The 23,141-nt window shown below is 68.9% G+C and carries 21 protein-coding genes and 1 pseudogene; 11 read left to right on the forward strand and 11 right to left on the reverse strand.

Features of this window, described 5'->3' with window-relative positions; all coding sequences use genetic code 11:
• Window positions 1-89: 89 nt before the first annotated feature.
• Complete coding sequence (locus tag PKH97_RS01570; protein WP_324385665.1) at window positions 90-731, reverse strand: VTT domain-containing protein; 642 nt, start codon at window positions 729-731, stop codon at window positions 90-92.
• Window positions 732-935: 204 nt separating this feature from the next.
• On the opposite strand from PKH97_RS01570, the gene PKH97_RS01575 reads away from it, so the two are divergent.
• The 5 genes from PKH97_RS01575 to PKH97_RS01595 all read left to right on the forward strand — a co-directional run bounded on the left by PKH97_RS01575 (window position 936) and on the right by PKH97_RS01595 (window position 6,104).
• Window positions 936-2,570 (forward strand): alpha/beta hydrolase, encoded by a 1,635-nt coding sequence (locus PKH97_RS01575; protein WP_324385643.1) that lies wholly within the window; start codon window positions 936-938, stop codon window positions 2,568-2,570.
• Between the two features lie 144 nt (window positions 2,571-2,714).
• Window positions 2,715-3,656: an ABC transporter substrate-binding protein gene (locus PKH97_RS01580; protein ID WP_324385644.1), complete on the forward strand. Its 942-nt coding sequence runs from the start codon at window positions 2,715-2,717 to the stop codon at window positions 3,654-3,656.
• Window positions 3,657-3,659: 3 nt separating this feature from the next.
• Complete coding sequence (locus tag PKH97_RS01585; protein ID WP_324385645.1) at window positions 3,660-4,523, forward strand: amino acid ABC transporter permease; 864 nt, start codon at window positions 3,660-3,662, stop codon at window positions 4,521-4,523.
• A gap of 8 nt (window positions 4,524-4,531) precedes the next feature.
• Complete coding sequence (locus PKH97_RS01590) at window positions 4,532-5,257, forward strand: amino acid ABC transporter ATP-binding protein (protein WP_324385646.1); 726 nt, start codon at window positions 4,532-4,534, stop codon at window positions 5,255-5,257.
• Between the two features lie 313 nt (window positions 5,258-5,570).
• Entirely contained in the window at window positions 5,571-6,104 is a 534-nt protein-coding gene (locus PKH97_RS01595; RefSeq protein ID WP_324385647.1) for a hypothetical protein, read from the forward strand.
• 69 nt (window positions 6,105-6,173) lie between these two features.
• Here the strand turns inward: PKH97_RS01595 and ppc are convergent, their stop codons facing one another.
• From ppc to PKH97_RS01610, 3 genes and pseudogenes are all read right to left on the reverse strand, one after another.
• A complete protein-coding gene (gene ppc, locus PKH97_RS01600; protein WP_324385648.1) occupies window positions 6,174-8,957 on the reverse strand; it encodes a phosphoenolpyruvate carboxylase in 2,784 nt (927 codons plus the stop codon).
• Window positions 8,958-9,396: 439 nt separating this feature from the next.
• Window positions 9,397-9,669: pseudogene (locus tag PKH97_RS01605) on the reverse strand (LLM class flavin-dependent oxidoreductase); the annotation flags it as partial.
• Complete coding sequence (locus PKH97_RS01610) at window positions 9,650-10,375, reverse strand: ATP-binding protein (RefSeq protein ID WP_324385666.1); 726 nt, start codon at window positions 10,373-10,375, stop codon at window positions 9,650-9,652. The pseudogene PKH97_RS01605 and the gene PKH97_RS01610, both read right to left, overlap by 20 nt.
• A 39-nt stretch (window positions 10,376-10,414) precedes the next feature.
• Here PKH97_RS01610 and PKH97_RS01615 point away from each other — a divergent pair, with 39 nt between their 5' ends.
• From PKH97_RS01615 to PKH97_RS01630, 4 genes are all read left to right on the forward strand, one after another.
• Window positions 10,415-11,356 (forward strand): aminoglycoside phosphotransferase family protein, encoded by a 942-nt coding sequence (locus tag PKH97_RS01615; protein ID WP_324385649.1) that lies wholly within the window; start codon window positions 10,415-10,417, stop codon window positions 11,354-11,356.
• Between the two features lie 145 nt (window positions 11,357-11,501).
• Complete coding sequence (gene fbaA, locus PKH97_RS01620; protein WP_324385650.1) at window positions 11,502-12,530, forward strand: class II fructose-bisphosphate aldolase; 1,029 nt, start codon at window positions 11,502-11,504, stop codon at window positions 12,528-12,530.
• Window positions 12,531-12,669: 139 nt separating this feature from the next.
• Window positions 12,670-13,071, forward strand: a complete 402-nt coding sequence (locus PKH97_RS01625) for a DUF3151 domain-containing protein (RefSeq protein ID WP_324385651.1) — start codon at window positions 12,670-12,672, stop codon at window positions 13,069-13,071.
• Window positions 13,072-13,073: 2 nt separating this feature from the next.
• Complete coding sequence (locus PKH97_RS01630; RefSeq protein ID WP_324385652.1) at window positions 13,074-13,877, forward strand: hypothetical protein; 804 nt, start codon at window positions 13,074-13,076, stop codon at window positions 13,875-13,877.
• A gap of 59 nt (window positions 13,878-13,936) precedes the next feature.
• On the opposite strand, the gene PKH97_RS01635 is transcribed toward PKH97_RS01630, so the two are convergent.
• Both PKH97_RS01635 and PKH97_RS01640 read right to left on the reverse strand, forming a co-directional pair.
• Window positions 13,937-14,332, reverse strand: coding sequence for a type II toxin-antitoxin system VapC family toxin (locus tag PKH97_RS01635; protein ID WP_324385653.1), 396 nt, complete (start codon window positions 14,330-14,332; stop codon window positions 13,937-13,939).
• Window positions 14,329-14,613 (reverse strand): type II toxin-antitoxin system VapB family antitoxin, encoded by a 285-nt coding sequence (locus PKH97_RS01640; RefSeq protein ID WP_324385654.1) that lies wholly within the window; start codon window positions 14,611-14,613, stop codon window positions 14,329-14,331. Before PKH97_RS01640 ends, PKH97_RS01635 begins: the two co-directional genes overlap by 4 nt.
• A gap of 126 nt (window positions 14,614-14,739) precedes the next feature.
• On the opposite strand from PKH97_RS01640, the gene PKH97_RS01645 reads away from it, so the two are divergent.
• Together PKH97_RS01645 and PKH97_RS01650 are read left to right on the forward strand one after the other, a co-directional pair.
• Window positions 14,740-16,026: an adenylosuccinate synthase gene (locus PKH97_RS01645; protein ID WP_324385655.1), complete on the forward strand. Its 1,287-nt coding sequence runs from the start codon at window positions 14,740-14,742 to the stop codon at window positions 16,024-16,026.
• Window positions 16,027-16,137: 111 nt separating this feature from the next.
• The gene (locus PKH97_RS01650; protein ID WP_324385656.1) at window positions 16,138-16,377 is read left to right on the forward strand and encodes a hypothetical protein; all 240 of its coding nucleotides are present in this window, start codon (window positions 16,138-16,140) and stop codon (window positions 16,375-16,377) included.
• Window positions 16,378-16,716: 339 nt separating this feature from the next.
• On the opposite strand, the gene PKH97_RS01655 is transcribed toward PKH97_RS01650, so the two are convergent.
• The 5 genes from PKH97_RS01655 to PKH97_RS01675 all read right to left on the reverse strand — a co-directional run bounded on the left by PKH97_RS01655 (window position 16,717) and on the right by PKH97_RS01675 (window position 22,753).
• Complete coding sequence (locus tag PKH97_RS01655; protein WP_324385657.1) at window positions 16,717-17,523, reverse strand: MerR family transcriptional regulator; 807 nt, start codon at window positions 17,521-17,523, stop codon at window positions 16,717-16,719.
• Between the two features lie 44 nt (window positions 17,524-17,567).
• A complete protein-coding gene (locus PKH97_RS01660; protein WP_324385658.1) occupies window positions 17,568-17,960 on the reverse strand; it encodes a GntR family transcriptional regulator in 393 nt (130 codons plus the stop codon).
• Window positions 17,957-18,892 (reverse strand): hypothetical protein, encoded by a 936-nt coding sequence (locus PKH97_RS01665; RefSeq protein ID WP_324385659.1) that lies wholly within the window; start codon window positions 18,890-18,892, stop codon window positions 17,957-17,959. Before PKH97_RS01665 ends, PKH97_RS01660 begins: the two co-directional genes overlap by 4 nt.
• 536 nt (window positions 18,893-19,428) lie before the next feature.
• Window positions 19,429-21,663, reverse strand: coding sequence for a UvrD-helicase domain-containing protein (locus PKH97_RS01670; RefSeq protein ID WP_324385660.1), 2,235 nt, complete (start codon window positions 21,661-21,663; stop codon window positions 19,429-19,431).
• Window positions 21,664-21,742: 79 nt separating this feature from the next.
• Window positions 21,743-22,753 carry a helix-turn-helix transcriptional regulator gene (locus PKH97_RS01675; protein ID WP_324385661.1) on the reverse strand — a complete coding sequence of 337 codons (1,011 nt, stop codon included), beginning with the start codon at window positions 22,751-22,753 and terminating at the stop codon, window positions 21,743-21,745.
• Window positions 22,754-23,141: the final 388 nt, after the last annotated feature.

Raw genomic sequence — 23,141 nt, forward strand, 5'->3', positions numbered from 1 at the left:
GCCTCTCGACGGGGCTGAACCGGCCTCTCGACGGGGCTGAACCGGCCTTTCGACGAAGGAGGGGCGGGGCTGGCGGTGCGGTGAGGGGCTCAGGCGGCGTCGAGGGCGCGGCGCGCCTCGCGCCGGTGATTCAGGAACTCCAGCACCATCGGGATGACCGAGACGGCCACGATCAGCAGGATCACGGCCTCGAGGTGATCTTTCAGAGACGGGAACGCCGATCCGAGGAAATAGCCGGCCAGCGTCACGCCGGTTGCCCAGAGCACGGCGCCCACGCCGCTCCAGACGAAAAAGTGACGCCGTTCCATCTTGCCGACACCGGCGACGACGGTGATGAAGGTGCGCACGATCGGGACGAAGCGCCCGAGCACGAGCGCCTTGGCGCCATACCGGTCGAAGAAGTCGTGGGTCTTGTCGAAGTTGGCCTTGTTGATGAAGCGGCCCTGACGCTCATAGAGCGGCGTGCCGACGGCCCGCCCGATCTCGTAGCCCACGACATTGCCCAGGAAGGCCGCGATCGAGAGGATCAGGCAAGCGCTCACGATGTTGAAGTGCAGCGTCTTATTGGCGATGAACAGGCCGACGGCAAAGAGCAGCGAGTCGCCCGGCAGGATCGGGAAGAGCAGCCCGCATTCAACGAAGACGATCGCCGTGCTCACCCAGAAGAACTGGTTGCCGAATCGCTCGAGCAGCCAGGCGGGGTCCATCCAGTTCGGGCCAAGGGTGGGCATCATCACCCGTCAAGGGTAGTTGGGCGAGCCTGGGAACTTCCTGTATGCCTGCTTGCGCGGCCGTATGACTGTCCGCTCCCGTCTCGAGCGACCCACCCTCGCGCATTCGGTTGCGTGAGCGCTTGCGCCGGGCCCATTTGCGGGGTTGAGTGGGGTGCCGGGCCGCGTCCGCGGCCGGACCAGCATTGCGACAAGGGGTAGGCAGTGACACGAAGCACACACATTCGCCGGGGCGCGGGAGTTCTGGCTTTCGCCATGGGGGCGAGCCTGTTCGCCGCCGCGGGGCCAGGTCAGGCCGCGCCGACGACCCGCGAGAGCGCGGTCGCGCCGGCCGCATCGGCGGCCCAAGGCGACCAGGTCCAGGCGCCGATTCCGGCCCTGAACTGGCAGCGCTGCCCGGATCTGCCCAAGACCTATCAGTGCGCAACGGCGAAGGCGCCCCTTGACTACGACAACCCCAGCGGGCCGACGGTCCTGCTCGACCTGCTCAAGGTTGCCGCCACCAAGCCCAGCCAGAAGCTCGGCACGCTTTTCGTCAACCCCGGCGGGCCAGGCGGCAGCTCGCGCGGCTTCGCAATGATGGCGGGCGACATTCTCGGCACGACGGTCAAGACGCGTTACGACGTGATCGGCATCGACCCCCGGGGCGTCGGACCCCACACCGAGATGGTCTGCCGCACCGACGCGCCCGTGCCGCCCTACTCACCGCTGTCCTTCCCCGACAGCATCGCGGCCTCCAAGGTCGTATGGCGCCAGGCCGAGTGGGCGCGGACCGCCTGCACGAAGAACCCCGCCGCCATTGTGCGGCACATGTCGACGGCCGACACCGCCCGCGACATGGACCTTATCCGGCAGGCCGTGGGTGACCAGAAGCTCTACTACTACGGCGTCTCCTATGGCACCTACCTCGGCGCCACCTATGCCTCGATGTACCCAGGCCGGGTCGGGCGCCTCGTCGTCGACGGCGTTCTCGACCCGGTCGCGTGGGCCACCGGCGACTCGCTACCCGCCACGCAACCGTTCTCGACCCGCCTGCGCAGCGCCAAGGGCGCTGCCGAGGCGATGGTCTCGGGCATGCGCGAGTGCGACCGGCTCGGCAAGAGGTCGTGTGCCTTCGCCGGTGGCGCGTATGCCAAGTGGCTCAAGCTGGTCGACCTGGCCAAGGCGGGCAAGCTCACCGCCAATGGGGAGGTCATCCCCTACCCGAACCTCATCGGCGGCGTGCTCGGTTTCCTCTACGGCCACACCTACTCCGGCCTGGACGTCATCTTGCAACAGCTGTGGGATGAGAATGTCGCCAAGTCCGGCCGTGTCGCCTCGGATGCCGCATCCCGGCTCGCCCAGTCGGCCACCGCCATCGCGGATGCTCCCTACCAGGCCCCGCAAGCCCGTACCTCCACGGTGCGTGACGCCTTCAGCGGGGTCGCCTGCTCCGACACCCGCAACCCGGAGAACCGTGCGGACTGGTGGCGCGCCGGCGTCGCCCAGGACAAGCAGTACCCGTGGTTCGGTTCGCTCTGGACATGGGCCAGTGCCACCTGCGCCAAGTGGCCCATCGTGACCAAGTCCGACAGCTACTTCGGACCCTTCGGCGGCCCGACGGCCAACCCGATCCTCGTCGTGGGCAACACCTACGACCCGGCGACGCCGATCCACGGCGCGCGCAAGGTCGCCAGCCTGTTTGAGAAGTCCCGTCTCCTGACGTATGACGGCTGGGGTCACGGCGCGCTCGGCAACTCGTGCGTGACGGCGGCCTTTGACCGCTACTACGCGACCGGCGCCCTCCCGGCCGTCGGTGCGACGTGCACGATGGACGCACCGCTGTTCAGCGCCAGCTGACCCAGCCGCACGCCCGCGTGGCCCCGACCGGTTGCCGCCGGCCGGGGCCACGCGGTTGTCCGCGCTCGGCACGGGCTGCTCAGGCTCGCCGCCCCGCCAGTTAGCATTTCGTTCGCCCCGTGGTCGCCCTCTCCAGGAGCCGTCATGCCCCGCACCGCTGTCCGTTCCCTCCGCCCGTATGCCGTGTGCGCCGGCGCCGCGCTCGCGCTCGCCGGGTGCGGTGCCGCTCAGGGCCCGGCCGGCTCGGCGTCGACCTCCGCGGTGTCCGCGACCACGAGCGCCGCCACCTCGAGTGCCACGTCGTCGTCGGCGACCACGTCGTCGGCCTCGGCGATCCCCGCGGAGTGCATGAAGGGCACGGTCGCGACCCACACGGACGGCAAGCTGACCATCGGGACCGACACCCCGGCATACGGGCCGTGGTTCTCCGACAACGACCCGGCCAACGGCCGCGGCTACGAATCCGCCGTCGCCTACGCGATTGCCGACAAGCTCGGCTTCGCGCCCGGCGATGTGAAGTGGGTGACCGTGCCCTTCAACAAGGCCGTGCTGCCCGGCGCCAAGGATTTTGACTTCGACGTCAACCAGGTCTCGATCACCGATGCGCGCAAGAAGGCCGTCGACTTCTCCTCGGGCTACTACGACGTCGTGCAGACGGTGATCACCTACAAGGGCAGCCCGATCGACGGCAAGACGACGATCGCGGACCTCAAGGGCGCCAAGCTCGGGGCCCAGGTCGGCACCACGTCGCTGCTGGCGATCACCGATCAGATCGGCGCCGAATCGGCCGTCTACCAGAGCAACGACAAGGCGGTCCTGGCGCTGAAGGCCCACCAAATCGACGGCATCGTCGCCGACCTGCCGACGGCCTTCTTCATGACTGCCGTCCAGCTGGACGACGGCGTCATCGTCGGGCAATTGCCGTTGACCGGCAGCACGCCGGAGCAGTTCGGCGCGGTGCTGGACAAGGGGTCCGCGTTGACACCGTGTGTCACCGCGGCAGTCGACGCCCTGCGTGCCGACGGCGAACTCGACACACTGGTGACCACCTGGCTCTCCAGCCAGGGCGCTCCCGAGCTGAAGTAGTCCGTGGCGCCCGCCTCGCCGCCGGTTGACGGCTGGGTCCCATCAACGCTCCAACGTGAGCGAGATGCCTTCCGCGCCAAGGCCACTCGGCGAGCGGTCATCACGGCGGGCCTCGCGTCGCTGGCGGTCTTCGCGTTGATCGCGCTGGCCGTGACGTCCTCCCCGGGGTGGCCGGCCTTCCGCGAGACCTTCTTCAACTGGGACAAGGCGCTCTCGTCCTTCCCGGCGGTGCTGCGGGGCTTGTGGATGAACATCCGGGTGATGCTCGTCAGTGCCGTGTGCATCGCCATCATCGGGTTGACGCTCGCGGTCCTGCGCACCTTGCGCGGCGCGGTCTTCTTTCCGCTGCGGGCGTTGGCCACGGCATACGTCGATCTCTTCCGCGGCTTGCCGCTGCTGTTGCTCCTGCTCGTCCTCGGTCTCGGTATGCCCGCGTTGCGGCTCTCGGGGCTGCCGACGAGCGCGCTCTTCTGGGGCGGGGTGGCGATCACGCTGTCCTACTCGGCCTATGTGGCGGAGGTCTTCCGAGCCGGCATCGAGTCGGTGCATCCCTCGCAGTGGGCGGCTGCGCGGTCGCTCGGGCTGACCTATCGCCAGACCCTGCGCCGAGTCGTGCTGCCGCAGGCGATCCGCAGCGTGGTACCGGCCCTGATGAACGACGTGGTCTCGCTGCAGAAGGACTCCGGCCTGGTGTCGATGGTCGGGGTCACGGACGCGATCCTTGCCGCCCAGATCGAGACGTCCTCCGACTACAACTTCACGCCGTATGTCGTGGCGGGAGTCCTCTTCCTCATCCTCACCATCCCGATGGCGCGTTTCACCGACTGGCTCGCACGACGCCAGGGGCAGCGGGGGGCGTTGCTGTGAGCGACCCGGTGCTGCGTCTGGAAAATGTACGAAAGTCGTTCGGGGACAACGTCGTTCTGCGGGATGTCTCGCTCGATGTGGCGGCCGGTGAGTGCGTCGTGCTCATCGGGGCATCCGGGTCGGGGAAGTCCACCCTGCTGCGATGCGTCAATCTGCTGGAGCGGGTCGACGACGGCGTGGTGCGGCTCGACGGCGAGGACATCACCGATCCCCGAGTCGACGCCGACCGGGTGCGAGCGCGCATCGGGATCGTCTTCCAGGCCTACAACCTCTTCCCGCATCTGAGCGTGCTCGACAATGTCACGCTGGCGCCGATCCTGGTCCACAAGGTCGCGGCTGAGCAGGCCCGGAGCGAGGCGCTGGCGATGCTGGACCGGGTGGGGCTCGCGGCCAAGGCGGCCGCGCGGCCGGACTCGCTCTCCGGCGGCCAGCAGCAGCGAGTGGCGATCGCCCGGGCCCTGGTCAACCGGCCGCGGCTGATGTTGCTGGACGAGGTGACCTCGGCGCTCGACCCCGAGTTGGTCGGGGAGGTGCTCGACCTGCTGCGCGAACTCAAGGACGACGGCCTGACGATGATCCTCAACACCCATGAGATGGGTTTTGCCCGCCAGGTTGCCGATGTCGTGTGCTTCCTCGACGGCGGGGTGATCCTCGAGCAGGGCCGGCCCGAGCAAGTCCTCGGTGCCCCGGCCCACGAGCGCACCCAGCGCTTCCTCTCGCGTCTGACCCACTGAGTCCGCCCGACGCCCGACGCGGTCCGCCGTATTCACCGGGTCCCTTCACGGTGGCCGACGGTCTTGGTCGGGCGGCGCCCCGTCGAGCGGCTCCGGACCTCGGGCTCCCAGTGCTGGGGGGAAATGGGCCATTGACGTGTCAGAGCACACTCCAGGCCCGTCGGATGCGCGTGCAGGCGCCCGAAGGCGGTCCCTGGTGCCCAGGCAGGATGACGAGTCGACCTGTCTGCAAGATAACTAAGTGTTACCTATATCCAAAGAGTGTGTTATGTTCGGGGCGGCCGAATGACCGTATCCACCGAAGGAGTGCCCGATGACCACCGTCCTGACCAACCCGTCCTCGGGCATGTGCACTGAGGTGGAGTTGCGCCGCCGCTTGACCGAGGCCCTGCTCAGCGACATCGTCGAGCGGGTGGCCGCGAATCCGCAGACGTGGGCGCCCCTCGTCGGTGACGGGCGCAGTCATACGTGGGCTCGTGTGCCGGTGCGCGAGGACGTGCACGTGTGGGTCGCCACCTGGCCGACCTTCCAAGGCACGCTCTTGCACAGCCACGACTACGCCACCTCGGCCTTCCGGACTGTGCGCGGCGTGCTGACCGAGGTCCGTCCCGACGAGCGCGGCCGGCTGTTGCCGCGCAAGTTCGGACCCGGCCTGACGTCGGTCATCGGCCCCGGCGAGATTCACGACCTGCGCAATGAGTTGGTCGATCCCGCGGTGACGATCCATGCCTACAGCGAGCGGCTGACGTCGATCACCTACTACGACTGGGACGCGGGTGCGATCACCGAGTCCGGCCGGATCCACGCCAGCAACTGCGCCGGCGCCCACAACTGGCCGGGCGCCTGACCCCACCGGGGCCTGAGGGCCCGGCCACCCCGAGAATGGCAACGTTCTGCGCACGCAGCCATTCTCGGATCAGCCGGTGTTGCGCAGGCCGGCCGCCACCCCGTTGACGGCCAGCAGCAGGGCCCGCTGCAGATCCGGGTCGGTATCGCCGGCCCGGATGCGCGCCAGCATCGACAACTGCAGGTAGCTGATCGGGTCGAGATAGCGGTCGCGCACCTCGAGCGTGCGCTTGAGGGTCGGCTGCGCCTCCAGCAGCTCCGACTCGCCGGTGATCTCCAGGACCGCGGCGACGGTGCGCGCATATTCGGCCTTGATCAGGTCGAAGATCGGGTGCAGCGCCGGGTCGACCAGCGCCTCCACATAGTTCTCCGCGATGTCCATGCGCGTCTTCTTGCACATCATCTCGACATTGGAGATGAAGGTCCGGAAGAAGTGCCATCGCTCATACATCGCGCGCAGCAGATCGCCCTGCCCGGCATCGAGCGCCGAGCGCAGGCCGGTCCCCACGCCGTACCACCCGGGGACGATCTGCCGGGACTGGGTCCAGCCGAAGACCCACGGGATCGCGCGCAACCCGGCCAGTCCCAGCCCGCTGTCGGGCCGCTTCGAGGGTCGCGACCCGATCTTCAACGCGCCCAGCTGCTCGACCGGCGTGGACTGGGCAAAATAGGTCGGCAGCCGCGGGTCGTCGACCAAGCCGCGGTAGGCCGCGAAAGCTGCGTCGCTGATCCGGGTCATCGTGGCGTCGTACTCGAGCAGCTCTGCCTCGCCGGTGCGGGCTTTCGTATGCAGCGCGCTTGCCTCCAGCACGGCGGCGATGGTCAGCTCGAGGTTCTCGCGGGCCAGGGCCGGCAGGAGGTACTTGTCGGAGATGACCTCGCCCTGCTCGGTGACCTTGATCGCCCCGGACAGCGTGCCGAAGGGCTGGGCCAGGATGGCCTCGTGTGTCGGCCCGCCGCCTCGGCCGACACTGCCGCCGCGGCCGTGAAAGAGACGCAGCTGGATGTTGTGGCGGGCCGCGGTGTCGCGCAGCACGCGCTGGGCCCGGTGGATCTCCCACTGGCTCGTGGTGATGCCCGCGTCCTTGTTGGAGTCGGAATAGCCGAGCATCACCTCCTGCACCCCGCCGCGCGCTTCGACAATCTGCCGGTATGCCGGCGCACTCAGGAGTTCATCGAGAATCGTTCCGGCGGAGCGCAATTCCTCCACGGTCTCCAGGAGGGGCACGAAGCCGATGTCTGCACGTGCCGAGCGGCCGGCGTCGGTGGCGAGGTCCACCAGCCCGGCCTCGCGGGCGATCACCGCGGCGGCGAGCAGGTCGTCGGCGCCCTGGGTCATCGAGACGATGTAACTCTCGATGACCTCCTGACCGAACCACTCCTTCGCGGTGCGGATTGCCCGGAAGGTGTCGAAGGTGCGCGTGCCGTCTGCATCCAGCGGCGGCGGCGTGGGCGTCAACGGGCGTCGGCCGGCGAGTTCGCCGGAAAGCCACGCTAGGCGCTCCGGGCGGGAGCGGGCGGCATACTCGCCAGGGACACCGGAGGCCCGGTCTGCCAGCTGCGCAAGCACGTGATGGTGAGCGTCGCTGTGTTCGCGCACATCCATGGTCGCCACCTGCAGGCCGAAGGCGCTCGCCGTTCTGATCAGCCGGGCGAGGGCCCCGCGGGCGATGAGTTCGCCCTTGTTCGCCTGCAGTGACTCCTTGATGAGCATCAGGTCCTCGAGGAGTTCTTCGCGACCGAGATAGTCGTGACCCGGCCGGTGCGGGCGGCGCGCGGCGATCCGCTCGCGCGTGTTGTTCAGCCGCTGGCGCACACAACTGAGCTTGAGCCGGTAGGGCTCTTCGACGTTGAGTCGCCGGATCCGGTCTTCGATTTCCAGGGTCGCCAGGTCGCGTTCGAGGCTGGCCGCCAACGCCGGGGTGACGCCGACGAGCTTTGTCGACATCGACACCTCGTCGACGCACTCGGAGACCATGGCGATCAGGCCCCGGATGCCGACAGCGTGCTGCATCACGAGGATCTCGATGGTCGTCTCCGGCGAGACATTCGGGTTGCCGTCCCGGTCGCCGCCGATCCAGTTGCCGAAGACGAGCGGCCGCGCCGTCGCCGGCAGGTAGGCACCCCGCCGCTCGGCCTCGTCGGCCATGTCCGCGAGCAGTTTCGGGACCGTCTCCTCAAGCAGGCCGTCGACGAAGAACAACATATTGCGAGCCTCGTCGGCGACGGTGGGCTGATCGACGCGAAGATCGTCGCTCTGCCACATCGACTCGATGATCTCGGCGAGGCGCCGATCGCGCTGCCGCTCGGTGCGTGCGCTCGGCTTCGCACGGTAGGCGATCAGGGCGTCCGCGATCTCGCGCAGCTTCAGCAGTGCCGTCCGGCGGCTGGCCTCGGTCGGGTGGGCGGTGTAGACCGGACGCACCGAGAGCCGGCTCAACGAGGTGGTCAGGGCCGGCGCGCCACGTTCGGCCACGACGGCGTCCATCGCGGCCACCAGCCAATCGGCATCCTCGGGCCGCTCCGCGAGGTGGGCGGCGCGGTCGACCTGTTCGGCGATATTGGCCAGGTGGAAGTAGGTCGCGAACGCCCGCACCATATTCATGGCGGTGGGCAGATCCACCGCGGCCAGGCGGGTGGCCAGTTCCCGGGCCGCCGAGTCCTCGCCGGTCTGGGCTCGCTTGGTCAGCACCCGAACGGCCTCGACGGCGTCGAGGAGATCCTGGCTCTCCTGGCGCACCAAGGTCTGCCCGAGCAGATCCCCGAGTCGCCGGATATCGCGTCGCAGCGCAGCGTCGCCCGGGGGCGCCGAGCGTGAGTCGTCGCCGCTGGGTCCGTTCGGCACGCGGTCCATACGGGCAGGGTATGGAACCGCTTTCACTGACGGCAAGCGCGTGTCGCGACGTGGGCGGTCCGTGACGTGACGAGGTCCCCGATCCAGCTGTTGTGCAGGCACCCTTCTCGCTCATCCGGCGCGGGCGCTGAGCGCGGCTCCAGCGCCGAGTCGGCCCGGAGCCGCTCGACGAGAGGGGGCGGGCGGGTTCGGGCGGTTGCGTCAAGCCCCGGTCGCAAGGGGGACCAGGGGGCGAGGTCCTCGGGCCGGCGCACCTGCGGCAGCGCCAGGAAGATGGTCCCCACGTCGCCTCCCACCAGCCGGTCGCGCCGTCGCCGCTGATCGTCGAGGGTGCCGGCATGGTGCCGCTCGGCAAAGGCCGCGTCTCGATGCTGCGTTCGACCTCGTCGAGTCGCTCTCGCGGCGACGGGAAGGGGATCCCGGATGCCGCACGCTCCCGCTCCCACCACCCCGCCCCGATCCCGGCGAAGGCGCGTCCGGCCGAGAGGGCATCGAGGGTGGCTAGGTCTTTGGCGAGCACGCCGGGTCGACGGAAGGTCACAGGGGAGACGAGCGTGCCGAGCCGCAACCTGGTCGACAGGCCGGCGAGCAGGCCGAGCGCGACATAGGGCTCTGGGATCGGCTCCCAGGCGCGGTCGACCTGAGGAATCTGGATCAGGTGGTCCATCAGCGTGATTCCGGCGAAACCGGCCTCATCCGCGGCGAGCGCCATCGAGCGCAGCCAGCCGGCGGGATCTGCGGCCCACGGAAATCGGGAAATGTTGAGGACGTAGTCGACGCCCGCTCCCGGTGGTCGTGGCCACGGTTCGTCCAGTGGCCTGCGTGCGGAGGCGGGCGTAGCGGCCACCGCGCGCCTGCTCACGTCCGATGCGTCCCCGGATGAGACGCCCGGTGCCTCGACGAACGAGGCGTCCGGGGCCGACGGGCGTGGGGCGACTGTCAGGACCTCGGCCCAACCTTCCCCGGACAGGACGGCGGCGAGTGCGCGCGATCGCTGCACTTGCTGACCTAGCGCCCGTGTCGGGACAGGTCGGTCGCGCAGGGCGTTCCGGGCGCGGCAAACCGCCGCCTGTGTGGTGAAATGCAACTGCCACGCAAGGCAAACCAGCACGTTGGCCGGCGTCGAGATAGGCCGCGCGGCGGGCATCATCCAGGCCGAGTGTGTCGATCACCGTCGTCAATCCCCGCCGTAGGCGCGCGGCCACGATGAGGTCGAGCGCGGCGAAGGCGTCGGCCGAAGCGTCGAGATCGGCCGATCCCGTGCCGACGACGGCGCGCAGGGCGTCCGAGGCGACGATCTCGGACGCGCGATAGTGCGCGGCGGCCCAGGTCGACTTGCCTGACCCGGCCGCGCCGACGAGCACGATCAGCGCGGGGTCCGGCTGCCTGGGCACAGGCGCCAGTCTGCTGCACCGCATGCCTAGGGCCTGGTCACGCGCGTGACATAGGTTCGGCAGATGCCGCACGTCCCGATCCCGGAGTCCTTCCGTGCGACGATCGCCGGCCGGGCGCCGGAGCTGCAGGTGTCGGGCGCGGACTGGTTGCGTCGGCTGCCGGCACTCATCGAGGCATCGCTCGGCCGGTGGGATCTCGTCCCCGACGGTGAGGTCCAGCATGGCGAGTGTGCGCTCGTCGTCCCGGTCCGGTTGCGCGGCAACGACTTCCGTGCGCAGGCACCCGATGGATCGGCCATTCTGAAACTGACCTGGCCGCATGGGGAGGCGCGTCTGGAGCATCTCGCGCTTCGGGACTGGGGCGGCCGAGGAGCTGTGCGGCTGCTGGCGGCGGAGCCCACGGCATACGTCCTGTTGTTGGAGCGGCTCGCGCCGCGGGCCCTGACGGAGGTCTCGATCCTGCAGGCCTGTGAGGTGATCGGGACGCTCGTCAACACGCTCGACCGGCCGGCCGGCCCGCAGTACGAGCGGCTGTCGGCCAAGGGCGCCCGCTGGCGCGAGGTGCTCGCCCAGGGCACGCCGCTCGTTCCGCGCCGGCTGACCGAGCAGGCGTCGGCGACGCTGGGCCATTTGCTGGACGGCGAGGTCGACGGCCGCCTCGTCCACGAAGACCTGCACGACGCCAACGTCCTGGCCCCGCTCGACCCGGCCCGCGGGCAGTGGCTGGCCATCGACCCCAAGCCGGTTTCCGGTGAATGGCCGTATGCCGTGGCCCCCATCGTCTGGAACCGCGCCGAGGCGACGGCCGCTGCCCACAACCCGAGGATGCATGTACGCCTGCGTGCCGACATCGTCGCCGACGCGGCCGGTCTCGACCCCGACCGGGTGGCGGCGTGGACCCTGGTGCGGCTGGTCATCAACGCGGTCTGGGCGGCGTCCTTCGCGCCGCAATCGGACGCTTTGCGGGCGCGGATGATCATGCTCGCCAAGGCCTTCACCGGCTGACCTCGTCGCCATCTCAGAAGCCGACCGAAAGCACGGCATCCGGGCGCCGCCGATGAGACGCGGGCACCCGTTCGCGCGGCGCTCATGGGAGGATCGAAGTGGAGTAAAAGTTCATCACAGGCATCACGCACAAAGGAGCAAGCCCGTGCCCATCGCAACTCCCGAGGTCTACGCCGACATGCTCGAGCGAGCCAAGGCCGGCTCGTTCGCCTACCCGGCGATCAACATCACCTCTAGCCAGACCGTCACGGCGGCCATTCGCGGTTTTGCGGAGGCCGGCAGCGACGGCATCATCCAGGTCTCGACCGGTGGCGCCGAGTACGCCTCCGGCTCGACGATCAAGAACATGGTCACTGGCTCGCTCGCTCTCGCGGCGTATGCCGAAGAGGTCGCGAAGAATTACGCCGTCAACATCGCGTTGCACACCGACCACTGCCCCAAGGACAAGCTCGACGGCTTCGTGCGCCCGCTCATTGCGGCCAGCACCGAGCGCGTCAAGGCCGGCGGGCTGCCGATCTTCCAGTCGCACATGTGGGACGGCTCGGCCGTACCGCTGGCCGAGAACCTCCAGATCGCCGAGGAACTGCTCGCCCTGACCAAGGCCGCGAACATCATCCTCGAGGTCGAGATCGGCGTCGTCGGTGGCGAGGAGGACGGTGTCGCCAACGAGATCAACGAGCAGCTCTACACCACCCCCGAGGACGCTTTGAAGACGGTCGAGGCGCTCGGCCTCGGCGAGAACGGCGCCTACATGGCCGCCCTGACCTTCGGCAATGTGCACGGCGTCTACAAGCCGGGCAATGTCAAGCTGCGCCCGGAGATCCTGCGCCAGTGCCAGGACGCGATCGTCGCCGCCAAGGGCCTCGAAGCCGGCTCCAAGCCGCTCGCGCTCGTCTTCCACGGTGGCTCGGGCTCGCTGCCCGAGGAGATCTCGGCCGCGGTCGACTACGGCGTGGTGAAGATGAATGTCGACACCGACACCCAGTACGCCTTCACCCGCCCGGTCGCCGCCTGGATGTTCCAGCACTACGACGGCGTGCTGAAGGTCGACGGCGAGGTCGGCAACAAGAAGCAGTACGACCCGCGCGCTTGGGGCAAGGACGCCGAGGCCGGTATGGCCGCCCGCGTCGTCGAGGCCTGCCAGAACCTCCGCTCGGCCGGGACTCACGCCTAAGTCCTGGACACCCCTACCGGATGGGTGGGAGGGGTCAGATTTCCCGCCCGACGCCGGAAACCCCTCGTGTGCATGGGAAGTTTTCCCGCGCGAACGAGGGGTTTCCCATGCGCATTCCCCACCGTGAGAGAGTCCCCGTATGACCGATCTGCTTGGGACTCCCGAGACTCGCCTGCCCGTCGATCCGGCCGACGCCGCCCTGAAATACCGGGTCGCGCCGATCGACGCCGCCAAGGCGTGCCCGGCCTCCTCGCTCGCGTGGGCGCTGCTCGCCGAGGAGGCGCTCGCCCGGGGGGAGGCGGTCACGGCATACGCCTATGCCCGCACGGGCTACCACCGCGGACTGGACGCACTGCGCCGGGCGGGGTGGCGCGGCCAGGGGCCGATCCCGTGGTCCCACGAGCCCAACCGCGGCTTCCTGCGCGCGCTGGCCGCCCTGGCCTATGCCGCTGCAGCCATCGGCGAGGAGGGCGAGCGGGTGCGGTGCACGGAGTTCTTGCGCGCGTCGTCGGCGGAGGCCGCTCGCGAGCTGGGGCTCTGACGGTGGCGCTGACGCCGGCCGAGCTCCTGGCGGCCCTGCACCGGCAGGTGCGCACGGGCGTCGGGGAGGGCGACCCCGAGGCCGTCCGTGAGCGCGTCGGGCTGATCTGGCGGACCTGGTCGACCAACCCCGCCGACCAGTGGGCGATGGTCGAGAGCCCCGACGGGCTCGGCGACGCACCCGACGTCACGATCGCCGGGGAGCGCGATCACTTCGCCGGCCTCGGCATCCCGCTGGAGTGGAAGACCTATTCGTATGACGTGCCGGTCGACATCGGTGATCGACTGGTGGCTGCCGGATTCGAGGCGGGCGACGACGAGGCGCTGATGCTCGGCGAACTCGCCGATCTCGTCGACCGGGTCCCGATCCCGGAGGGCGTCAGCATCCGTGAGGTGCGCACGCTCGGCGATCTGCGCCGGATCGACAACCTCGGCGCGCTGGTCTGGGGCGCTGAGTGGCACGGTCCGCGGGCGCCCCTCGAGGGCGCCGACAGCGACCCGATTGAGCGCCGCGACCCGCACGAGTATGCCGTGCTCGCCGAGGAGTCCCCGGAGGGACCGGTGCTTTGCGCGGCCCGCGTAAACCTCACTCCCGGAACGGATTTCGCCGGCCTCTGGGGCGGCAACACGCATCCGCAGTGGCGTGGCCTGGGGCTCTATCGCGCGGTCCTCGCCAGGCGCGCGCACTGGGCGCTGGAACGCGGTGCGCGCTATGCGCGCGTCGATGCGTCGCCCAACTCCGAGCCGATCCTGGCTCGCCTCGGGCTCTATCGGGTCGCGACGACCACGCCCTACCACCACGGCTGACGCCGGGAGCGTGGGCACCGGCGGGGGTGGCGCGGGTGGTGCCGCCCCGGCCACGGGTGCTACCAGGCGGCGGCTGGGACGTCGGTGCGCGCGAAGTCGCGCCCGACAAAGAGCAGCGGTTGCCCGGAATCCATGGCGAGGGCGTAGGCGAAGCAGTCGCCGAAATTGAGGCCGGCCGGGTGGCCCGAGCCCTGGCCATAGCGCACGTGGGCCTGCACCGCCAGATCGCCCATCCGTGGAGTCACCGAGCGGATCGAGATCTGGAGTGCCGTGCAGAGTCGATCGACATCGGCCAACCTCGCGGTCCCGAAGCGGCGCTGGAGGACAACCGATGCCTCGACGTAGTTCGCCACGGACAGCCAGCGTCTATTGGCCGTGCTGACGGCACGTGTCAAACGCACGCTCTCTGGCTCATCGAGCAGAATCGACACCAGCGCGGACGTCTCGATGATCATGAGAGCGGCAGTCCCGCCTCGTCATACATTGCGTCAAGGTCGTGCCTGACGGCTGCCCGGTCATCGTCGGTGACCGTGCGCGTGAACTCCGCGACGACTGCGCGCGCATCGTCGAACCGGCGCTGAGCAGGGTCGCCGAGGTCGCGGCTGTCGGGATCGTCGAGGGCGTCGAGATAGCGGGTGAGGGCCGCTTCAAGCACGCTGACCTGAGTACGCCCGGTGCGTTCCGCCGCCTCTCGGGCAAGGGCGCACACCCGGTCGTTCTTGATATTCAGTGCCACCGTCGATACACCGCCTTACACCACGCTACACCTGCAGGCCGGTCAAGCATGGGGTGAGCGGGCGCGGCGACCGGGCAGGCATACGGCTAGCCTGTGCTGCGGTTCATCCGACGAAGGGGAGGCGACATGCCGGCGATCGTGCTGGTCGGCGCCCAATGGGGCGACGAAGGCAAGGGCAAGGCCACCGACCTGATGGGGTCGGCGGTCGACTATGTCGTGAAATTCAACGGCGGCAACAACGCCGGGCACACCATCGTCATCGAGGGCGAGAAATACGCCCTTCACCTGCTGCCCAGCGGCATCCTGACGCCGACGTGCACGCCCGTGATCGGCAATGGTGTCGTGATCGACCTCGAAGTGCTCTTCCACGAGATCGACGGGCTGGAGGCCCGCGGGGTCTCGACGGCGAAGCTGCTCGTCAGCGCGAATGCCCACATCATCGCGCCCTACAACCGCACGCTCGACAAGGTCACCGAGCGCTTCCTTGGCGCCCGCAAGATCGGCACGACCGGCCGCGGCATTGGCCCGACCTATGCAGACAAGATGTCCCGCAACGGGATTCGCGTGCAGGACCTTTTCGACCGGCACATCCTGGAGCAAAAGGTCGAGGCCGCCCTGGGCTTCAAGAACCAAGTGCTCACCAAGATCTACAACCGCCGCGCGATCAGCCCCGACGAGGTCGTCGCCGAGCTCTTGTCGTATGCCGATCGGCTAGCCCCGATGGTCGCCGACACCTCGCTCGTGCTGGAGCGGGCGCTGGACGACGGAGCGACTGTGCTCCTGGAGGCGGGGCAGGCGACGCTGCTCGATGTCGACCACGGCACCTACCCCTATGTCACCTCCTCCTCGGCGACCGCGGGTGGCGCGTGCACCGGGTCGGGCATCCCGCCGACGCGGGTGAGCCGCGTGATCGCGATCCTCAAGGCGTACACGACGCGTGTCGGGGAGGGGCCCTTCCCGACCGAACTCTTCGACGACTCCGGCGAGTTCCTGCGCAAGACCGGCTTCGAATACGGCACCACCACCGGCCGGCCGCGGCGTTGTGGCTGGCTGGACACGGTGATTGGGCGCTATGCCAACCGGATCAATGGCGTCACCGACTTCGTGGTCACCAAGCTCGACGTCCTCACCGGGCTGGAGCAGGTGCCGATTTGCGTGGCCTATGACGTGGACGGGGTCCGGCACGACGAGATGCCGGTCAATCAGACCGACTTCCACCACGCCACGCCCATCTACGAGGTCATGGACGGCTGGTGGGAGGACATCACGACCTGCCGGAGCTTCGATGACCTGCCGGCCAATGCGCAGGCCTACGTCCTGCGCGTTGAGGAGCTGATCGGCGCGCGCGTCTCGGCCATCGGTGTCGGCCCGGGCCGCGACGAGATCATCGAGCGCTTCCCACTCCTGGACTAAGCAGGGGCCGCGTGCGTGCGGCTCCGGCGCGCGAGGCGTATGCCCGTATGACAGTTCTTCGTGTGCCGTCGGCCGCACGCGCGACGCGTGTGCACACCGTTGGTGTCGTTGGTGTCGATCAGTGTCAGCGCCGCGGGTGCGCCCTCGCGCACCGGGCGCAATGGGTTGGCCGCAATCAGCGCGGACGGTCGACAGGTGGCGTTCGTCTCGAACGGCACGGACCTGGTCGCGGGTGCAACAACCGTGCGGTCGGGAGTCTATGTGCGCGACCTGTATTCGAAACGAACGCTGCTGGTGAGCTCGGACGCAACCGACCCGTCACTCTTTCGACGGACTGGCAATCTCGGCTGATGGCAACGCGATTGCCTTTGGCAAGCTCGCGCCAACCGTCGTCGGCGGCGCCGCGCAATCGCTGCCACAGGTCTTTCTCGCCGGCCGGGTCACCAAACAGGTCCTCAAGATCTCTTTCCGCGTTACCGCAGCACCCCATGAGCGGGCTTCGGGACTGGCGCGCTGAGCGACGACGGCCGACGGCTGCCCTGAGCTCATTCGCCACGAACTTGATCGCCGGCAAGACCAGCAACGGGACCTTCATTCCAACCCTGACTCCGTGACTGCGGGCCCGCAGGCCGCTGACGACCGCTGTGGCTCCCGTCCCCGGCAGAGGAACAGGAGCCGCAGCGACGATCGTCAGGCTAGGGGTTGCTGGAGTTCGACGACCCAGCCGGCGTCGCCGTCATACGGGGTCTGCAGGTAGACCTCGCGGCAGGGCCCGACGGGCGTCAGGCCGCGGGCCTCGACCTCGCGGGCGAGGTCCTGCCACGCGTCGGAGATGCCGTCGATCTCGGCTCCCGTGTAGGTGGCGACGAGGGCGTGCTCGACCGAGGCGAGGGTGGCGGCCACCAGGCCGGGCGGCGTGTCCTCGAGGGCCAGCTGTGCCGCGGCGGCGACGGTCATGGCCCCGCCGTCGTCGCCGTAGTGGCCGATGTCGGGGCCACGGCGTTGCGCGCCGGAGCTGGCAACCAGTTGGGCCACCCGGCCAAAGAGCGGGCTGACCACCTCGCCGACACTCTGGCCTTCGGTCAGGGTGACGCTGAGTTGGGCCACCTGCAGCGCTGGCAGGCTGGTGAGGCGAGTTTCGTTGTGGGACATGGTGTTCTCCTTTTCGATTGATCGGAGTCTCGCCTCGACCTGATGCAGCCGGAGCCGGTCGCCCGCGATCTGAGCGGCCAACTCGTCGCGGCGGGTGGTCAGCAGATGATGCAACTGCCGGTCATTGAGCCGGCCGTCCAGGACCTGGCCAACCTGCTCCAACGTGAAGCCCAGGTCCTTCAGCGCGACCAGGCGGTTGACCCGGCCGAGCTGGTCGGCGCGATAGAACCGATAGCCGGTGAACTCGTCCACCCGTGCCGGCACGAGCAGGCCGAGCCGGTCGTAGTGGCGCAGCATCCGCACCGACACCCCGGCCCGTCTGGCGAAATCTCCGATACTCAACATGGCGATCTCCACGCAATCGTCTGACACCGTGTCATGGTCAAGCCCTATCCGCCGAGGTCCGCCGTGCGCGCCCACGCGGCCTCGACGGCGGCGCGGGCCTCGTCGCCGTCGAGGCCGAGCGTGCGGACGGTCGCGACATACGCCGTCGCGGCGGCCTCCAACCGGGACCGGGTCACCTGCTGCGGCGAGAGATGCACGGGGGCAACCGTTGTGCCGCCGCCTCGTCGCGTGCTCACCAGGCCGGCCTGCTCCAGTTCTTGATAGGTACGCGCGACGGTGCCGTTGGCGATCCCGAGATCCTTCGCCAGTTGGCGGACGGGTGGGAGCCGCTCGCCGGTGCCGAGTTGCCCGGTCTCGATGAGCGTGGCGAGCTGGCGGCGAAGCTGCTCATATGGTGGAGTCGGATCGGTGAGGTCGACGGTGATGTCGGTGCTCATGACCGGACCCGGGGCGCCGAGTTTTCGCGGGCCGAAGCTTGTGGCGCACGGGCGGGCAGAAGGACGGTTGCGGTCAGGACCATGGCGATGACCAGGCTGATCAGTGCGATGAGGAGAGCGGCTCCGGCAAAGGGGTCACCGCCGGTGACGCAGTCATTGCCGTGCAGCGCCGAGCTCATCACGATCGCGATCGGGCCCGCGGTCCCCCATGCCGTCGCGCCGATTGCGCTCACGACGCGGCGCATGGCGTCGCGCCGCAAATGCGTGTCGTATGCCGCGTGGCTTGAGTCCGGGTTCGCCCGGTCCCGGATGGCGCGTGCCGCCACGATGCCGAAGCCGATGGTAGCCAGCATGATGAGGGCAGCCGGTAGGGCGTAGTAGCTGCCCGGCCAGGGGCCGTTGGTCGCGGTGAGCACCGTGGAACCGATGCCGGGCAGATCCTGCACGCACGTCGCGGTGATGGCGCGGCCGGCGCGTCCCTGGTCATCGGGAGAGGCTGTCGCCATGCCGATGCCGAGAAGCGTTGCCAGAGTGGCGATTCCGGTAGCCGTGACCCAGAGTCGGGCTCGCGGCACCAGGGTGGCGAACGAGCGGCTGGTGAGGCTGGCTGTCCGGCGCTGGGCGCTGCTCGGCCGGATCGTCCACTCGCCGACCATGATGGCCAGGAGCACCGAGCAGCCGGCGATCGCTGGTGCCGCAAGGGCGAGCCGGCCCAGGCTCACGTCTTGTTGAGCCAACGCAGCCACCGCGAGGCAGGCCCCGAGCAGCACGCCGACCCAGCGCCAGAGCGTCGTCCAGCGTTCGACGGCCCGCAGGTCGGCGCCGGCAGCGCCGGTGCGCAGGTCGCGATTCCGGACGACTCGGACGATGCCGACGATGAGCACCACGAGCAGTGTCACGGCCAGCAGTGGCACGAAAAGAAGCTGGTTCATGTCGAGATCCTTACTTGTGTTGAAGTGTTGATACAAGTAAGCATGGACCGAGGACGATCTTGTGTCAAGTGGGCAATACAAAACTTCTCCAGGCACGGGGGTTCACGGTGTGTTTGACTACCCGAGTGCCAACCTTCGCCGTCGGGGATCCGGTCGAGTGCCGCTCTCGCAAGTTCGACGGTCGTCGGCACCACGGTGCCACCGTGCGCTACTTGGGCGAGGACGAGCACGGGGTCTGGATGGGGAGCACGCCGGCAATGCCTGGTCCGGTGGACCCCGCGCGTTCGTGACCGACGCGGCCGACGTGCTGGTTGTGCCGAAGGCAGCTCTATGGCTACCCCGACGAGATCGTGGCTCTGGCGGAGGAGGAATGTTCGCGTGTTGCCGCCGAGATGCGTTGCGAGAAAGGAGTCTTCGCGCCCAACGTTGCCGAGTTCTGGTTGCGCACCCTGGAAGCGCTGCGCTCGTGAGCGAGAGCGTGGGACCCAGCTCCACCGCGTCGCGGGGACCCGTCCGTACGGGGTTTCGTCACGGACCTAGGTGCGCAACACGGTCATCCGGTGGGCCGCACGAGTGAGAACGACATAGAGCACGCGGACTCCACCGGGCGCCTCGTCAGTGATGGCGTCGGGGTCCACGACGACTGTCGCGTCGTACTCCAGGCCCTTGGTGGACAGCGGATCGATGACGATGACCCGCCCGTCGTGTGCGCCATCGAGCGGGGCCAGGCGATCGGCATACCGGCTCGGTGTGATGACGGCGATCGACCCGCCGACGGTTGCGGCGAGATCGTCGACGGCAGCTCGGGTGTCCGCGAGGGTGTCCAGGCCCAACTCGCGCACCTCGGGCTGAATGCCCGTCTCCCGCACGGCATTCGGAATGTCGGCGTCCGGAACGAGGGGGAGGATCGTGTCCCGCGCGTAGTCGAAGATCTCGCGGGCGTTGCGGTAGTTCGTGTCCATATGGAAATGCCGGCGCGGCTGTCGGCCGAAGGCGTCGTCGCGCGCGTGGAGCGCCTCGACCCGGTCGTTCCAGGAGGCCTGCGCGGCGTCGCCGACCACGGTCCACGACGCATACTCCCCGCGCCGGCCAATCATCCGCCACTGCATGGGGGATAGGTCTTGAGCCTCGTCGACCAGGATGTGCGCATACTCTTCGGGCAGCCCGATACGGTTGCGCAACAACGCATCTCGCGGATCGCTGGCGCGTTCAATGGCTGCCCGTCCGATGCTGGCCGGTCCGCCGAGGGCGCGGAACTCCCGATTGGACACGTCGTCGAGATCATCGATCTCGTAGAAGCCGCGTTCCTCGTCGCCGTTGTCGGTGACGGGCCCGAGCCGCGCCGCGAGCTCGTCGATCAAGGCGATATCGGCCACCGTCCACGACCCCACGTCGAGGGCGTCACGCATCGACAGCGCAATGCCGGCAAGCTCACCGTCCGTGAAGACGCCTCGTCCGTGCCGGTATGCCGTATCCGTGTCCCCGAGCCACAGCAACACCTCGCGCGGGTCCACCTGGGGCCACCACGCCTCCATGAAGTCGTCGACAGCCAGCGACTCCCCGAAGGACTCGAGGAAGTCGGCTCGCTCCCCCTGCCGATGGGTCGCCCAAGCCGCGTCCGCGAGCATCCCGCGGGCGGCCGCAGCCCCGGCGTTGCGCCGGTGACCGCGTAGGACCCGTGCGCGGATGCCGTCAAGTGTGTTGGGGGGCAAGGTGATTGCCTGGCCACCGACAAAGGCGCGGAAGCTTTCCGGCGCGTCCGGAATCCGCCCGCCGGCAACTCGGTCGAGCAGTTGCCGGACCCGCAAGCTGCCCTTGAGCGCGGCGACCTCCGGTCGATCGACGCGCCCCGCGCTCAACACATCGATGACGTCGCCGAGTGATCGCAGCGTGACTGAATCCTCACCGAGCGACGGCAACACGCGCTCGATATAGGCCGTGTAGGCCGAGGAGGGGCCGATGACGAGAACGCCGCCCGCTTCGTACTTCCGGCGCTCCGAATAGAGCAGGTATGCCGCGCGGTGCAGCGCGACGACCGTCTTGCCGGTGCCGGGACCTCCGGTGATCTCCGTAACCCCCCGGCCCGGTGCGCGAATGGCTTCGTCCTGATGTCGCTGGATGGTCGCGACGATGTCGCGCATCTGAGCCCCGCGCGAGCGAGTGAGGGCGGCCATCAGGGCCCCGTCGCCGGTGATCTCCAGATCCGCCGGGGCCGCCGGCGCCATCAGGTCGTCCTCGACACCGATGACGGTCGCAGCGGAACTGCGCAGCACGCGTCGCCGGATCACCCCGTGCGGTTGGACCGGGGTCGCCCGATAGAAGGCCGAAGCCGCTGGAGCGCGCCAGTCGATGACCAACGGCTCATAGTCCTCATCACGCACCCCGAGCCGGCCGATATAGCGGACCTCACGCTCGGGATCGAGCCACCACTCGTCGGGCAGGTCGGGCGCCGGTGCCTCGCGAAGACCACCGAGGTCGACTAGGTCGAGGCGGCCGAAGACCAGGCCCTCGTATTGGCGATCCAGTGCCGCTTGGCGCCGTGCCGCGTTGAACACCAGGGCATCCCGCTCGAAGAGACCGGTGATCTCCTCGTCGCGCACATCGCCGGTGCGATCGGTGCGGCCGCGGGCAAGACCGTCGACGGCAACCAGATTGGCGCGCTCGCTGGCCTTGGCCAACTCGGCGTAGACGCGGTCGACGTGGGCCTGCTCGGTCGCAATCTCTCGCGTCAGGACGTCGGAAACCGGCGTGGGAGGCGGGGACGTGGTCACTACGGCTTCTTCATATCGACATCGGGGGAACCACTGATCTTACGGCCCGCAGGACCGGTGCTTCGAACGCGGCGTCACGTCAGACCAAGCCTTGGCGAACGGCCTCGACGCCCGCCTGGAAGCGCGTTGTCGCCCCGAGCGAGTCCATGATGTGACGGATGCGACGCTCGACGGTGCGCTGGGAGATGTTCAGGCGCCGGGTGATCGTCGAGTCGGTCGCCCCGCCGGCGAGGAGGCCGACAATGATCGCGTCGCGAGAGGCGATGGTCTCGGGCTGGGGGCTGTCCTCCTCGGCGAGGAGCGGCATACCGGCCGACCAGAGGGTCTCCGCCAACCGGACGAGAGCAGCGACAAAGGGCTTGCTCCGCAGCACCATCGCGCCGGCGCCGCTGGCGTCGATATTGCTGAACTCGACAACAGCGGCGGTGTCGTCGACGATCACGGCGGAGAAGTGGATCGGCCCGGTGAAGCGGACCTCTTCGCCGCCGATGACCCGCTCACGCAATGCCTCGAGCGTGCCGTCGAGGTCGAGGATCGACGGGTCGTAGATCGCCCTGATCCGGACGACTTCGCCATGGGCGTTGCGAAAGAACTCCCGGTGGCTGTTGAAGGGGTCGAGGAGCATCTGCTGGGTGCGGCGGGAATCGGCGCGGATACAGAGAATCTCGCGACTGGCGGCCGCTGTGATCGTGGACGTGGCGGACGCGATGTCGGCGAGCGTATGCAGCTCGCGGCTCCCGGAATCGGGCACAGGGGTCGCCCGCGCGGCCGAGTACATCTGGTGCATGCTGCTGGCGTTGGCGCGCCACCCGCGGGCGCGCCGCTCGGTGTCCGCTGCCCAGGCAGGAACGGCAATGTCCGGCTCGGGAACATCCCAGGAGCCGTCGTCGCCCACCACGACCATGCCGCGCGAGCGCAGGATAAGCACGGCGCCGTCGACGAGTTCGGCGTCCAAGCCGCTGGCGATCAGTGAATCCCGATCTGCGACAGGGTCGTTCAGCAGAGCGAGGTAGACGACGCTGAGTTCGCCCTCCGAGATCAACTGGGGAAAGCGCAGCCGCTCCCGGTGCGCGGGCCTGACGTCGGTCACGCTTCCCAGCGTGCCAGTCTGGCGGGTTTCCGTCAATGACGGCCAGGCGACAGGGCTGGGCTTTACTCGCGAGTAGAAGTTTGTAAAACTTTCATCGGTTGATCCCGCGTCAACCCGCGTGCAGAGCGCCGGCTTCCCCAAGTCAGGCGCCACACGCCCGGCGCGGTGTTCCCGGGGGAATCCCCCCTGCTCCCCGGGAACACCGCGCCGCCTTTATTTTCTCTGGGTTCTTCTCCTCACCGCCTCGGCGGGTCTGCTCGTTCCTCGCAGCCCCGCCTCGCCGATCGTCGACGAACCGGTCGTCGGTGGCGGGGTGAGCGGGGAGTGTCACCGCTCCTCACCGCCTCGGCGGGTCTGCTCGTTCCTCGCAGCCCCGCCTCGCCGATCG

Source organism: Nostocoides sp., assembly GCF_035343835.1.
Taxonomy (GTDB): domain Bacteria; phylum Actinomycetota; class Actinomycetes; order Actinomycetales; family Dermatophilaceae; genus Nostocoides_A; species Nostocoides_A vanveenii.

What these genes read in the sequence shown, in the direction of transcription:
- PKH97_RS01570 (WP_324385665.1), bottom strand. Translation starts at nt 731, where the DNA reads ATGCCCACCCTTGGCCCGAACTGGATGGACCCCGCCTGGCTGCTCGAG.
- PKH97_RS01580 (WP_324385644.1), top strand. Translation starts at nt 2,715, where the DNA reads ATGCCCCGCACCGCTGTCCGTTCCCTCCGCCCGTATGCCGTGTGCGCC.
- PKH97_RS01595 (WP_324385647.1), top strand. Translation starts at nt 5,571, where the DNA reads ATGACCACCGTCCTGACCAACCCGTCCTCGGGCATGTGCACTGAGGTG.
- ppc (WP_324385648.1), bottom strand. Translation starts at nt 8,957, where the DNA reads ATGGACCGCGTGCCGAACGGACCCAGCGGCGACGACTCACGCTCGGCG.
- PKH97_RS01610 (WP_324385666.1), bottom strand. Translation starts at nt 10,375, where the DNA reads ATGCGGTGCAGCAGACTGGCGCCTGTGCCCAGGCAGCCGGACCCCGCG.
- PKH97_RS01615 (WP_324385649.1), top strand. Translation starts at nt 10,415, where the DNA reads ATGCCGCACGTCCCGATCCCGGAGTCCTTCCGTGCGACGATCGCCGGC.
- PKH97_RS01625 (WP_324385651.1), top strand. Translation starts at nt 12,670, where the DNA reads ATGACCGATCTGCTTGGGACTCCCGAGACTCGCCTGCCCGTCGATCCG.
- PKH97_RS01635 (WP_324385653.1), bottom strand. Translation starts at nt 14,332, where the DNA reads ATGATCATCGAGACGTCCGCGCTGGTGTCGATTCTGCTCGATGAGCCA.
- PKH97_RS01645 (WP_324385655.1), top strand. Translation starts at nt 14,740, where the DNA reads ATGCCGGCGATCGTGCTGGTCGGCGCCCAATGGGGCGACGAAGGCAAG.
- PKH97_RS01655 (WP_324385657.1), bottom strand. Translation starts at nt 17,523, where the DNA reads ATGTTGAGTATCGGAGATTTCGCCAGACGGGCCGGGGTGTCGGTGCGG.
- PKH97_RS01660 (WP_324385658.1), bottom strand. Translation starts at nt 17,960, where the DNA reads ATGAGCACCGACATCACCGTCGACCTCACCGATCCGACTCCACCATAT.
- PKH97_RS01665 (WP_324385659.1), bottom strand. Translation starts at nt 18,892, where the DNA reads ATGAACCAGCTTCTTTTCGTGCCACTGCTGGCCGTGACACTGCTCGTG.